The 12822-nt window shown below is 65.7% G+C and carries 10 protein-coding genes and 1 rRNA gene; 5 read left to right on the top strand and 6 right to left on the bottom strand.

Features of this window, described 5'->3' with window-relative positions:
- The first annotated feature begins 307 nt into the window (after positions 1-307).
- The 3 genes from rrf (at position 308) to DXK94_RS05505 (ending at position 2084) form a co-directional block, all read left to right on the top strand.
- A 5S ribosomal RNA gene (gene rrf, locus DXK94_RS05495) occupies positions 308-424 on the top strand.
- 329 nt (positions 425-753) lie between these two features.
- Complete coding sequence (locus DXK94_RS05500; protein WP_115524178.1) at positions 754-1335, top strand: dihydrofolate reductase family protein; 582 nt, start codon at positions 754-756, stop codon at positions 1333-1335.
- A 224-nt stretch (positions 1336-1559) separates the two neighbouring features.
- Positions 1560-2084: a hypothetical protein gene (locus DXK94_RS05505; RefSeq protein WP_115524179.1), complete on the top strand. Its 525-nt coding sequence runs from the start codon at positions 1560-1562 to the stop codon at positions 2082-2084.
- Here DXK94_RS05505 and DXK94_RS05510 read toward each other — a convergent pair.
- Both DXK94_RS05510 and DXK94_RS05515 read right to left on the bottom strand, forming a co-directional pair.
- Complete coding sequence (locus DXK94_RS05510) at positions 2081-3130, bottom strand: LacI family DNA-binding transcriptional regulator (protein WP_115524180.1); 1050 nt, start codon at positions 3128-3130, stop codon at positions 2081-2083. The genes DXK94_RS05505 and DXK94_RS05510 overlap by 4 nt on opposite strands.
- Before the next feature lie 2 nt (positions 3131-3132).
- Positions 3133-4878, bottom strand: coding sequence for a glycoside hydrolase family 13 protein (locus DXK94_RS05515; RefSeq protein WP_115524181.1), 1746 nt, complete (start codon positions 4876-4878; stop codon positions 3133-3135).
- Between the two features lie 184 nt (positions 4879-5062).
- Here DXK94_RS05515 and DXK94_RS05520 point away from each other — a divergent pair, with 184 nt between their 5' ends.
- Positions 5063-6433, top strand: coding sequence for an FAD-binding oxidoreductase (locus DXK94_RS05520; RefSeq protein WP_115524293.1), 1371 nt, complete (start codon positions 5063-5065; stop codon positions 6431-6433).
- 2 nt (positions 6434-6435) lie between these two features.
- Here DXK94_RS05520 and DXK94_RS05525 read toward each other — a convergent pair whose 3' ends face one another.
- The 4 genes from DXK94_RS05525 to DXK94_RS05540 all read right to left on the bottom strand — a co-directional run bounded on the left by DXK94_RS05525 (position 6436) and on the right by DXK94_RS05540 (position 11646).
- Positions 6436-7854, bottom strand: a complete 1419-nt coding sequence (locus DXK94_RS05525; protein WP_079597876.1) for a DUF4032 domain-containing protein — start codon at positions 7852-7854, stop codon at positions 6436-6438.
- 166 nt (positions 7855-8020) lie between these two features.
- Positions 8021-9103 (bottom strand): ABC transporter ATP-binding protein, encoded by a 1083-nt coding sequence (locus tag DXK94_RS05530; RefSeq protein ID WP_013599924.1) that lies wholly within the window; start codon positions 9101-9103, stop codon positions 8021-8023.
- 217 nt (positions 9104-9320) lie between these two features.
- On the bottom strand, positions 9321-10154 hold the full coding sequence (gene otsB / locus DXK94_RS05535; RefSeq protein WP_115524182.1) for a trehalose-phosphatase: 834 nt from the start codon (positions 10152-10154) through the stop codon (positions 9321-9323).
- Complete coding sequence (locus tag DXK94_RS05540; protein ID WP_079597874.1) at positions 10144-11646, bottom strand: trehalose-6-phosphate synthase; 1503 nt, start codon at positions 11644-11646, stop codon at positions 10144-10146. Before DXK94_RS05540 ends, otsB begins: the two co-directional genes overlap by 11 nt.
- Positions 11647-11826: 180 nt before the next feature.
- Here DXK94_RS05540 and DXK94_RS05545 point away from each other — a divergent pair, with 180 nt between their 5' ends.
- Complete coding sequence (locus DXK94_RS05545) at positions 11827-12702, top strand: thioredoxin domain-containing protein (RefSeq protein ID WP_079597873.1); 876 nt, start codon at positions 11827-11829, stop codon at positions 12700-12702.
- Positions 12703-12822: the final 120 nt, after the last annotated feature.

A 12822-nucleotide genomic window follows, 5' to 3' on the forward strand; every position in this document is an offset into this window, starting at 1 on the left:
AGACCACTGGGTTGATAGGCCGGATGTGGAAGCGAGGACTAACGACTCGTGAAGCTGACCGGTACTAATAGGCCAACAACTTACACCACACACCCACCCCGCAAACGAACTTCAAAAGCGTTTGCACCAAAGGGGTCGGGTAAAAAGATACACAAGACTGCTTGCGTCCACTATGTGGTTCCCAAACAACAAACCCGTTTGTTGCAAGGAACACCAACTGAATAACAACACCACACTGCTCTAACACGAGCACAAATTGTTGTAACCACCAGTTTTCCCACCCCCCACGGGGGTGTGGAGCAAGGGTTACGGCGGTCATAGCGTGGGGGAAACGCCCGGTCCCATTCCGAACCCGGAAGCTAAGACCCACAGCGCCGATGGTACTGCATCCGGGAGGGTGTGGGAGAGTAGGTCACCGCCGGACATAAATTACGTAGGGCCCTGACAAGGAATGTCAGGGCCCTACGACTTTAACCACCAACCCACAACACAAACCCCGACGCCCATCACCTCCCGCGGGGAAGTCGGTGACGCCCCATCACCTCCCGCGGGGAAGTCGGTGACGCGCCATCACCTCCCGCGGGGAAGTCGGTGACGCCCCATCAGTTCCTGCAGCACAACCCGGGACGCTCCATCAGCTCCTGCAGAAGAATCAGGGATGTTCCGTCTGGCCCATGCCGGCGGTTAATTTCTTACTACGCTGAGGGCTCACGGCACGCTAATGTGGGGGCACCCGAAGCAGAGGAGGGCCCGGTGGGCAAAGTGGTCATGTACAGCTCGGTGTCGCTGGACGGCTTCGTCGCGGACGAGAATGACCAGCCCGGACCCCTGTTCGACTGGTTGTCCAACGGTGACGTCCCGTTGGACGAGAGCGGCGAGGTGAAGGTGTCGCAGACGTCCTACGACTACACTCGGCCGTACTGGGACCAGATCGCGGTGACACTTGTCGGCCGCCACGTCTTCGACCTGACGGACGGCTGGGACGGGAAGCCTCCGAGCGGGATCGACCACGTGGTCGTCGTGACGCACCGGCCGCAGCCCGAGGGCTGGGACCCTGGGGCGCCGTTTCACTTCGTCGACGGCGTCGAGGCAGCCATGGCCAAGGCGCAAGAGCTTGCGGGTGACCGCATCGTCGAGGTTGCCGCTGGTGACGTCGGTGGCCAGATGCTTGCCGCGGGCTTGGTCGACGAGGTGCGCATGGACGTCGTACCCGTTGTGTTCGGCTCGGGCAAGCGCTACTTCGGGTCGGTCCAATCGCAGCACCTGTTGGAGGGGCCCGATACGGTGATCCAGGGCAACCGGGTGCTTCACCTGCGCTATCGGGTGCGACGTTGAACGCGTCCCCCGGGAACCCGCGACAACTGATGGGGCGTCGTCCGGCAACCCGCGACAAGTGATAGGGCGTCCCCCGGGAACTCGCGACAGGTGATGGGGCGTCACCCAGGTGAGAGAGCGTCGTCCGGAAATCTGCAGGATGTGAGAGAGCGTCTCCCGTCATCGGGCGCCGAAGCGACCGCAGCTGAGAGGGCACCAGCCCCGCGCGGGTAGAGTAGAGCACCATGAGCAGCCTCTTCAGCCACGGCCAGGACCCCTTCGGCAGCGACAGCCAGTCCGCTCCAGACCCCCTGGAGCCCGTGGTGGAGACGGTTGTTGTTCCCGGCAGCGTGGCCCATGCCTTCGCTGGCTTCACCGACCATACACACCTGTGGTGGCCCCTGGACTCGCACGGCGTCTACGGCGCTGGCTCCTACGTGGAGTTCGAAGAGAACCTCATCCTGGAAACCGCCGATGACGGACGCACCAGCATCTGGGGAACCCTCGATGACTGGCAGCCACCGCTGTCCTTCCATGCCACGTGGCACCCCGGCGCTACAGCCCTCTGGTCCACGGAACTGCTGGTCGTCTTCCGCGCGGTGGACGAAGGCGTGGAAGTGCGCGTCTTCCACGAGGGCTGGGAAGGTGCAGAGGATCCGGCCGCGGCCCGTGCGGAGTACGTCCAGGCCTGGCCGCAGATCCTTGCCAGGTACGCCCGCTTCATGGGGGCTCCTGCAGATGCGGACCGCGAGGGTAACCAGGCAGGCTAACCGTGAGCCGGCTCCGGCGGCACCGCGGTGCTCGTCCGGATCACAAACTCCGTGGGGTACTCCTGGTCGATGGCCGCCTGCGGTGCCGGAGCGCCGTCGGACTCATGTCGCGTCTCGCCCAGCAACTCAAGTGCGGTCCCGGCGGCGAGGCGCCCCTGCCCCCGGGGGTCCTGGCTGATGGTGGTCAAACCAAACGTTTCGCCCAGCTCGTGCCCGTCCATGCCCACCACTGAAAGATCATAAGGAACCTGCAGCCCGAATTCGCGGGCAGCCAGGATGGCGCCCACGGCCATCTCGTCCGAAGCCGCGAAAATGGCGGTAGGACGTTCACTTGCCGTCCCCAGCATACGGCGTGCGGCGGCATAGGCTCCCTGGATGGTGAAATCGGCGGCCACACGCCACTCCGGATGCACCGCCAGGCCCGAGGCCCTCATGGCGGCCTCATAGCCCCTTTGGCGGATGCCCGGGAGCTTAAAGTCGCGGTTCAGGTTTGCGTCCCCCGTCATGTGGGCGATCCGGGTGTGCCCAAGCCGGATCAGATGATCGGTGGCCAGCCGTGCCAGCCGCTCGTCATCGATCCTGATGGTGGATGCCCCGGGCAGTGCACCGCCAATACCAACAATCGGACGGTGGACGGCCAGCAGCTGCTGGATCTCGTCCTCGCCGAGCACCAGGGCAACGGCAATGACAGCGTCAAGCCGCTTCCGCAGCAGGAAGTCGCTGAGTACGCTGCGGCGCCGTTCCGGCTGGTCACCCACGTTGTACAGCGTGAGGTCGTAGCCCGCGTCCAGCAGTGCCTCGGATACGCCTTCCAGTACTGAGGAGAAGTACCAGCGGTTCACGGACGGGACCACCAGCCCGATGTTGTGGTTGCGGCCGGAGGCAAGGCTGGATGCGTGGTAGGACGGCACAAACCCCAGCTCCCGGGCGGCCTCCTGGGCCAGCTGCCGGCTCCTCGCGGAGACGTTCGCCTTGCCGCTGAGCGCCCGGGACACGGTGGCAACGGACAGGCCTGCCCTGCTCGCTACTTCTTTGATACCGGCCATGCTCAGTCTGCTGCGGCGTCCGGTCCAAGCTGGAGCCAGGCCGTCTCACCGGAAGCGAGGAAACGGCCGGCGCCTGACGGGTCGCTACGGAGGAGCACATGCCCGGCAGGCATCTCCAGGGGATCGTGGTTCAGGTTCATAAGCACCAGCGTAGTGCCGTTGACGTAGCCCAGGGAGGAACCGGTGCACCAGTCCTCCGCCCACGACAGCGAGCCCCGGCCGAGGTTCAGCCCGCGCCTGAGCCGGAGGATGTCCCGGTACAGCGCAAGGTGCGACGACGGCGAGGCGGCCTGGAGGTCCCGGGCCAGGGCTGCGAACGAGGAAGGAAAAGGCAGCCAAGGGTCTCTTCCGTGGCCAAAGCCAAGGTGGGTCTCGGCGGCCCGCCACGGGAGCGGGATGCGGCAGCCGTCACGGCCCAGGCGTTCCCCGCCAGTACGGGCGAAGGTGGGGTCCTGCCGCAGATGTTCCGGGATGTCGACGCCGTCGGGCAGGCCAAGTTCCTCGCCCTGGTACAGGTAGGCGGCACCGGGAAGCCCCAGCATGAAGAGGGAGGCAGCCGCCGCCCGACGTCGGCCCAGGGCGATATCCGGCTGGGGATCGGCGGGGCCGATGCCGTCCCCGTCGCGGGGACCCTGGCCGTTGTAGCCGAACCGGCTGGCGTGCCGGACCACGTCGTGGTTGGACAGCACCCAGGTGCTCGGTGCGCCGACGGCGTCCAGTGCCTCGAGCGAATCCGTGATCACCCCGCGCAGCCGGTACACGTCCAGCCCGGCATGAAGGTAGGGGAAATTGAAGGCCTGGTGCATCTGGTCCGGCCGGACCCAGTTGGCCAGCCGCGGCAGCGGATCCACATTGGCTTCCGCGCACAGGATGCGGTCCGGGCCGTACTGGTCCAGGATCCGGCGCCAGTTCCGGTAGATGTCGTGCAGGGCGGGCTGGCCGAACATGGGTGCTTCGTGGCCCGGGAACCCTTCGCTGCTGCCGCCGTCTGCGCGTCCGCCCCAGGCGGGCAGGCCGGGAGCTTTGACCAGGGCGTGGGCCACGTCCACCCGGAATCCGGACACGCCGCGGTCCAGCCAGAAGCGCAGCACGCGTTCGAACTCGGCGTGGACGGCCGGGTTGTCCCAGTTGAAGTCGGGCTGGGACGAATCGAAGAGGTGCAAGTACCACTGGTCCGGCTGACCGTCCGGGCGGGCCACCCTGGTCCAGGCCGGCCCGCCGAAGTGGGACTGCCAGTTGTTGGGCGGCTCGGAGCCGTCCGGGCCTGTTCCGTCCCGGAAGATGAACATGTCCCGCTCCGGGCTGCCGGCCGGCGCCGCGAGGGCGGCCTGGAAGGCTGCGTGCTGGTCCGAGCAGTGGTTCGGCACCAGGTCCACGATGACGCGCAGGCCCAGCCGGTGGGACTCCGCCATCATGACGTCGAAGTCGCCGAGTGTTCCGAAGATCGGGTCCACGTCGCAGTAGTCGCTGACGTCGTAGCCGGCGTCGCGCTGGGGGGACCGGTAGAAGGGGGACAGCCAGACCGCGTCCACGCCGAGGTCCGCCAGGTGCGGGAGTTCCTCGGTGATTCCCGCAAGATCGCCCACGCCGTCGCCGTTGAGGTCCCGGAAGGAACGTGGGTACACCTGGTAGATCACGGCAGAGCGCCACCAGCCGGGAGCGTTGTCCGCCTCGTGGATAAGCGTCAGCGGCCCGGCGTTCAGGGAAGTGTCGGGAGTCACAGTTTCGACAGACATGAGTGACAGCATAAGCGCGGTGGAGCATAAAAATGAAAACGCTTCCATGATTATTCTCGGTTCCCATGGCTCCCGCGGTACATAACTGCTGGTCAGGACTGGAAGCGCTTGCAGCAGCGGGACCGAAGGTTACGCAGGTCCAGTCCGGTCGCCGCCTAAACTGGGAGGACATGTCCGACGGCGGGTGGAGGCCTTGGTGGGAAGCGTTGTTGACGAGCTCGAGGGCATCCTTGCCGCGGGCCAGGTGGACGTGGCAGGGACGTCGCTGCACCGGTACGCGGTGGACCAGGCGCCGATCATCGACTTTCAGCTGCCCCTGGCGGTGGTGTTTCCCGAATCGGTAGCCGATGTGCAGTCGGTGGTGCGCGCCTGTGCGGACTACGGAGTGGCGGTGGTAGCCCGCGGTGCGGGAACCGGGGTATCCGGCGGCGCGCATGCCACGGAGAACTGCATCATCATGTCGCTCGAACGGATGGACCACATCCTTGCGCTCAACCCGGACGACGAGACGGCAGTGGTGGAGCCGGGAGTGGTAAACGCCGTGCTCAACGAGGCAGCTGCTGTGCACGGCCTGATGTACGCGCCGGACCCTGCCAGCTTCCGCACCTCGACCATTGGCGGCAATGTTGCCACCAATGCCGGCGGCTTGCGCTGCGCAAAGTACGGCGTTACCAGGGACTCCGTGCTTGCCCTCGACGTGGTGCTGGCGGACGGCTCGCTTCTCCACACCGGCCACCAGACCTTCAAGGGTGTGGCCGGCTATGACCTGACCGGGCTGTTCGTGGGATCTGAAGGAACGCTGGGCATCGTGGTGGGTGTTACCGTCCGCCTGAAGTACTTGCCGAAGGAGGTGCACACGGTGGCGGCCTTCTACCCTGACTTCCGCATGGCGGCGGCAGGAGTCCTGGCGGTAGGCAAGGCACGGGTCCAGCCGGCCATCATGGAACTGCTCGACGGCGGCACGCTTGCCCAGCTGGACGAGATCCACGGCTCGGACCTCACCGCCCGCGGACGCTCCCTGCTGCTGGTCCAGACGGACGGGTTCGGCGCCGCCGCCGAGGCGGAGGTTGTGCGGGAAGTCCTGCGGGCAGGAGGGGCTGCTGTCACCACTGAAGCCAGCGCCGAAGCTGAGCGCCTGGTGGAACTCCGGCGGCACAGCCGGGGCGTGGAGGTGGACGACGAATACCGCGTGGGGGAGGATGTGGCGGTGCCGCGCTCACGCCTGGTGGACTATGTCGCGGCCCTGGAAACCATGGCGGCACGCTACGAAGTGCACCTCAAGGTGGTGGCACACGCCGGGGACGGCAACCTCCACCCAACGTTCTGGATCGACAGGCAGGGCAGCACTGTAAATGCTGCGGCGTTGGCGCGGCTTCAGCAGGTCCTGGATGAATCCATCACCGTAGCCCTGGACATGGGCGGCACCATCACGGGCGAGCATGGTGTTGGCCAGTACAAGCTGCGGTGGCTGGGCCAGGAGCAGCCCGAACCGGTCCGGGAGCTGCAGCGCAGGATCAAGGAACTGTTTGATCCTGCCGGCATCCTGAACCCCGGCAAGGCGATCTAGCTTTAGTCGTCCGAGTCCGGATATTCGTCGATGGACTCGTCCTCGCCGTAGCGGGACTCCTCGGTCTCCACTTCAAGGATTTTCAGCAGGCCGGTGTCCGGGTTCAACATGATGGCGGCTTCGTCCCGGCGGTGCCGGAGGATGGAGTCGATGTAGGACTGCACGGCCTCGGCCAAGGGGATGTGCCGCTCCTGCTTTTCGGACATGTACCAGCGGTGCTCCAGGACCTCGTGCACCACCTCGGCGGGCTCCAGCTTCCCGGAAAGGTCCCGCGGGATGGACCTGACGATCGGCTCGAAGATCTGGCTGACCCAGAGATGGGCGCTGTATTCCTCGTCCATGTCCGGGTTGTTGTCCGCACGGAAGGAGTCCATGTCATTAAGCAGCCGCCGGGCCTGGTTTTCCTGCGCGTCGATACCCGTAAGCCGCAGGAGCCGCCGCTGGTGGTGTCCGGCGTCCACCACTTTTGGCTGCAGCTGGATGGTTGACCCGTTCTGGGTGGTCTTGATGGCGTACTCCTCGACGTCGAAGCCGAGTTCGTTGAGCCGGCGGATTCTGGCACTGACCCGCCACCGCTCACCGAGTTCGAAGGACTCCTTCTCCGTCAGCTCCGCCCAGAGACGCCGGTAGCTGTCCATGATCAGCTCGCTGGTGGCTACGGGATCCACCTTTTCCTCGATCAGCCCCCCGTCCAGCAGGTCCATAAGTTCCCCGGCGATGTTCACCCGGGCAATTTCGAGATCGTATTCACGCTGCCCGGTGGAGAGGTCCGGGTACAGCTCACCCGTTTCGGCGTCCACCAGGTAGGCGGCGAAAGCGCCCGCGTCGCGGCGGAACAGGGTGTTGGAGAGGGACACGTCGCCCCAGTAGAAGCCGATCAGGTGCAGCCGCACCATCAGCAGCGCCTGTGCGTCGATGAGACGCGTCAGGGTGTCCTTGCGGAGCATCTGGGAGAAGAGGGCGCGGTACGGCATGGAGAACTTCAGGTGCCGGGTGACCAGGACCGGGTTGAGCGGGCGCCCGTCCGGGGTGGTGCGGCCGGTAATCACCGCCACCGGTTCCACACAGGGGACGTCCAGCCGGGCGAGCTTGCGCAGCATGTGGTACTCGTGCCGGGCTACGTGCTCCGAGGTTTCCTTGATGGCGATGACCGATCCGCCAAGGTGGGCGAAGCGCACAATGTGGCGGGAGATGCCGCGGGGGAGGGCTGCCAGGTTCTCGGCAGGCCAATCCTCCAGGGCGATATGCCAGGGAAGGTCAAGGAGCTCCGGGTCGGCGGCCGCCGCGGTGATGTTCAGTGAGCTGGAGACCGAGGCGAGCTTGCCGTCGTCGGCACTGGCGGCCACAAACCGCGGCAGTTTTCCGATCTGCGCGTAGTCGGTGGGTTCATCGTGCCACTGGGCGCTGTATTCCTCGGTCATAACTCAATTCTTCCGTACTTGGGGAAGGCCAGCTAATCTTCCGCCGGCCAGTTAAAAGCCGACGGCGGCCCATCCGTCAGGAGGGCCGCCGTCAGTTGCGTGGGGTGGGCCCACGCCGGCAGGGTTCCCTAACCGAAGCGAAGCGAGGTTAGGGGGCCGGTGGGGACTAGTCGCCCAGGCGCAGGCCGGTCTTGGTGTCGAACAGGTGCACGTGGCCCGACTGCGGACGGACGTAGATGGACTCGCCCTTCATCGGGGGGCGGCGGCCGTCGACGCGTGCCACGATGTCGTGGTCCTTGCCGTCGAGCGTGGTGTGACCGTAGACGTAGGCGTCGGCGCCGAGTTCTTCGACGACGTCCACCTCAACCTTCAGGCCTTCACCGTGCGGAGCGGTTTCGAGGTCCTCGGGGCGGCTGCCCAGTGTCACGGTGGAGCCGTGTGCCTCTTCGAGGACGTCGCGCGGCACGGGGTAGACGGTGCCGCCGAACTGCACACCGCCGTCGACAACGGGCAGTTCCAGCAGGTTCATGGCGGGGGAGCCGATGAAGCCGGCAACGAACACGTTCTTGGGGCGGTCGTAGAGGTTGCGCGGGGTGTCAACCTGCTGCAGCAGGCCGTCCTTCAGCACGGCGACGCGGTCACCCATGGTCATGGCCTCAACCTGGTCGTGCGTCACGTAAACGGTGGTGACACCGAGGCGGCGGGTGAGGGATGCGATCTGCGTACGGGTCTGCACGCGGAGCTTGGCATCGAGGTTGGACAGCGGCTCATCCATGAGGAAGACCTGCGGGTTACGCACGATGGCGCGGCCCATGGCGACACGCTGGCGCTGGCCGCCGGACAGGGCCTTCGGCTTGCGGTCCAGGTACTGCTCGAGGTCAAGAAGCTTGGCTGCTTCCCGGACGCGCTCGGCGCGCTCTTCCTTGGAAACGCCGGCGATCTTCAGGGCGAAGCCCATGTTGTCGGCCACAGTCATGTGCGGGTACAGCGCGTAGTTCTGGAAAACCATCGCGATATCGCGGTCCTTGGGGGGAACATCGGTGACGTCGCGGTCGCCGATCAGGATGCGGCCTGCATTGACGTCCTCAAGGCCTGCGAGCATGCGCAGGGAGGTGGACTTACCGCAACCGGAGGGTCCAACGAGGACCAGGAATTCGCCATCGGCGATGTCGATGTTGAGCTTATCGACGGCGGGCTTATCTGTGCCCGGGTACAGACGCGTAGCGTTATCAAAAGTAACTGTAGCCACAGTTATCAATCCCTTCACCGGCAGGTACGTGCCGGACGATCCGTTGTGAATGGTTCATGTTTGTTCAGTTTTGTGTTGCAGGCTGCACCCCGGCGAAGCCAGAGTGCAAAGAGTGACGCCGCACGGTGTCTGTGCGCCACATCACAAGCAAGAGTATGTCAGATGCTTCGATTATTGTCGCAAATGTTACGGACGTCACACGTGGGCTTGCGCACGCCTAGCTTGGTGCGGCCTGCGGATCCTCTTCCGCCACGGCGACGCTCCGCTCCTGCAGGAGGGCTTCCAGCAGCTCCGCCACGTGGACCGGAGCCTCCACGCGGTACTGCGCCTGGGTGAAGTCCAGCCCCACCTTCACGCCCACGTCGCCCGGCTCGAGCCGTGCCAGGGCGTCTTCATCCGTGGTGTCATCACCGGCAAACAGCACAGCCGTGGCCCCGGTGATCTGCCGCAGGAACGTGACGCCCTCGCCTTTCGAGGCGTTGACCACCGAGGTTTCGAGGACCCGTTTCCCGTCCTTCAGGAAGACCCCCTTGCGGTCCTGGAGCAGCGAGCGTGCGGCTGCAACCGCGTCCTCAGCCACGTCGTCGGCGGCAAGGCGGGTGTGCAGCACCACGCCGGCAGGCTTGTCCTCCAGCATGGTCCCGGGGGCTTCCTCGACGATTTCCGCGAGGATGGCACGGACCTCGGCCAGCAGCGCCTTCTGCTCTTCGTCCAGGGTCAGCCCGGTTGAGCCCGGTCCCAGCCAGGCTTCGGCACCGTGGCTGCCAATCAGCAGCGAGTCCACCGGCGGCGACGCCACAGCGCGCAGGCTGGCGAGGGCGCGCCCTGAGATGAGCGCCGTCGTGGTGCGCGGCAGCACGGCGAGCCCTGCGAAGGCCGTGGCCGCGCGCGGGAGGGGGCGTGCGTCGTCGGCATGCCCCACGATGGGCGCCATGGTCCCGTCGAAATCCATGGCCACCAGCAGATGGTCGGTGCGGGCGATGCGCCGGACGGCCTCGCGGAGCTCCGGGGACAGTGCCAGCGGACTCTTGGAGCGGCCGTCAGGAGTCATCCCGCACCACCTTTTCGTTCAGTGCGGCCAGGAAGTCTGCGGACCAGTAGTCCACGTCGTGTTCCAGGATCTGCTTGCGCATGGCGCGCATCCGCCGGGCGGCGTCCCGCGGAGACATCTCAACCGCCCGCATGATGGCGCTCTTGAGCCCGTCAATATCGTGCGGGTTCATCAGCAGGGCCTGCTTGAGCTGGTCCGCGGCGCCGGCGAATTCGCTCAGCACCAGGGCGCCGTCGTTGTTGGTCCGGGCCGTGACGTATTCCTTGGCCACGAGGTTCATGCCGTCCCGCAGCGCGGTGACCAGCATGACGTCGGCGGCCAGGTACAGCGCCACCATCTCCTCCACGGGATAGCTGTGGTGCAGGTAGCGGACGGCGGTGTTCTCGATGGTGTCGTAGGTGCCGTTGATGTGGCCCACCGTGCCTTCCACCTCTTCCCGCAGCAGGCGGTACTGTTCAACGCGTTCGCGGCTGGGGGAGGCCACCTGGATCAGGGTGGCGTCTCCCACGGACAGTTTGCCGTCCGCCAGGAGTTCCTCGAACGCCTTCAGCCGGTGCCGGATGCCCTTGGTGTAGTCCAGGCGGTCCACGCCAAGCAGGATGGTCTTGGGGTTGCCCAGGTCCTGGCGGATCTGCCGGGCACGCTCGATGATTTCCGGTTTGGCGGCAAGCTCGCTGATCTGCTGGACATCGATGGAGATGGGGAAGGCCTGCGCCCGGGCGATGTGGGTAATTTCGCCGTCCTGGCCCTTGACGTGCACCTGCTGCTGCTTGACGCTGGCGCCGAGGAACCGGCGGGCCGAGCGCATGAAGTTTCCGGCATCGCTGGCCCGCTGGAAGCCCACCAGGTCGGCGCCGAGCAGGCCGTCGATAATGGCCTGGCGCCACGGCAGCTGGGCAAAGATTTCCGGCGGCGGGAACGGGATGTGGTTGAAGAAGCCGATCCGGAGATCGGGCCGGGCTTCGCGCACCAGCCGCGGCACCAGCTGCAGCTGGTAGTCCTGGATCCACACGGTTGCCTTGTGGTCCGCATGGCGAACGACGGCGTCGGCGAACCTTTGGTTGACCCTGCGGTAGGCGTCCCACCAGGTCCGGTGGAATTCCGGCGGCGCGATGACGTCGTGGTACAGCGGCCACAGTGTCGCGTTCGAGAAGCCTTCGTAATACAGCTCCACGTCATCGGTGCTGAGCTGGACGGGGACCAGGTCCATGCCGCCGTGGCTGAAGGGCTCCACTGTCTCGTCCGGCGCGCCGTGCCAGCCCACCCAGGCGCCGTCGGTCTTGGTCATCATGGGCGCGAGTGCCGTCACCAGGCCGCCGGGGGAACGGCGCCAGCCGGAGCCGTCGTCACCGTTCTCACCGGCGGCGACACGGTCAACGGGCAGTCGGTTGGAGACCACCATGAAGTCGTACTTGGTCTCACCGCCGTGGCCGGAGCCGGCGGCGCCGGGCGCAGCCTTGGCGGCTGGTTTTTCCTGGACAGGTGTTTGCATTGCGGCCCCCTGGGGTTGCTTGTGCCTCTCAGCCCACCCTAACGGGACGGAATCTTCCGTGCTATTCGTCCGTTGGTCAAGCCGGAGGAATACTTGAAAGCGCAAGCTCTCAGCTTTCTCCCCTAAAATGAGGTAGTTGCCACTGAGTGGTCCCCCCACGTCGATCGACCCAAGGAACACATGAGCCCCGCAAACGAAGTACGTAAGTCGAAAGCTGAGCGAACCGCGGAGGCGCGGGAAAAAGCGCGCCTGATCCGCGAAGCCCAGCTTAAGAAAGACAAGCGCAACAAGCTCTTGATCGGCTGGGGCATCGTGGTGGCCGTGGTGGCCATCCTGGCGGTCGTGGCCCTGGTGGTCACCACCAGCATCCGGCAGAACACCCCCATTGCAGACCAGGGACCCGTCCCCGCCAATGGCAACGTCAACGGCGGCGTCACGCTGCTCGCCAACACGGAGGTCAAGGCAACGGACGCCGCCACCGTGGACATCGCCAACGTGCCCGCCAAGCCTGAGACGCTGCCCAGCCCTGTGGTTGCCCCCGGTGCCGAGGCCGAAGAAGGGCAGCCGGTCAAGGTGGTGGCCTACATCGACTTCATCTGCCCCGTCTGCAAACGGTTCGAAGACACTTATAACGACGCCCTGACCGGTCTCCGCAACGAAGGCAAGATTTCCCTGGAATACCGGCCGCTGGGCTTCCTGGACCGCCAGTCAACCACCAACTACTCCTCCCGTGCAGCCAACGCCGCCGCGTGCGTAGCGGACAAGGCTCCCGGGAAGTACGCCGAATACGCCGATCTCCTGTTCACGAACCAGCCCGCCGAGGGCGGCGCCGGCCTTTCCGACGACAAGCTGAAGTCCCTGGCCAGCGACATTGGTGCGGACATCAACAGCTGCGTCGACGACAGGACCTTCCGTCCCTACGTCAAGTACTCCACGCAGCTGGCTTCCAATGTTGGAATCACCGGAACCCCCACCGTCTTCATCGACGGCAAGCAGTGGGACGGCAGCACCGACCTGAACGCCGAGATCCAGGCTGCCATCGACGCCAAGGCCTAGGACCGGCAGGACTTCCTGCTCAAGGCCCGTCCCGGATCTTCTTCCGGGGCGGGCCTTTTTCTGTGGCACCGGGGTGACTTGTTCCCGTCCGGGCTCCCCGCGGCAGCGGGCAGAAGGGCA

It is taken from the genome of Arthrobacter sp. RT-1, assembly GCF_003367205.1.
Taxonomy (GTDB): Bacteria; Actinomycetota; Actinomycetes; order Actinomycetales; family Micrococcaceae; genus Arthrobacter.

Excerpts from the sequence above, each read along its gene's own strand:
- DXK94_RS05515 (WP_115524181.1), bottom strand. The coding sequence starts at position 4,878 with ATGCTGTCACTCATGTCTGTCGAAACTGTGACTCCCGACACTTCCCTG.
- otsB (WP_115524182.1), bottom strand. The coding sequence starts at position 10,154 with ATGACTCCTGACGGCCGCTCCAAGAGTCCGCTGGCACTGTCCCCGGAG.
- DXK94_RS05545 (WP_079597873.1), top strand. The coding sequence starts at position 11,827 with ATGAGCCCCGCAAACGAAGTACGTAAGTCGAAAGCTGAGCGAACCGCG.
- DXK94_RS05510 (WP_115524180.1), bottom strand. The coding sequence starts at position 3,130 with ATGGCCGGTATCAAAGAAGTAGCGAGCAGGGCAGGCCTGTCCGTTGCC.
- DXK94_RS05540 (WP_079597874.1), bottom strand. The coding sequence starts at position 11,646 with ATGCAAACACCTGTCCAGGAAAAACCAGCCGCCAAGGCTGCGCCCGGC.
- DXK94_RS05505 (WP_115524179.1), top strand. The coding sequence starts at position 1,560 with ATGAGCAGCCTCTTCAGCCACGGCCAGGACCCCTTCGGCAGCGACAGC.
- DXK94_RS05525 (WP_079597876.1), bottom strand. The coding sequence starts at position 7,854 with ATGACCGAGGAATACAGCGCCCAGTGGCACGATGAACCCACCGACTAC.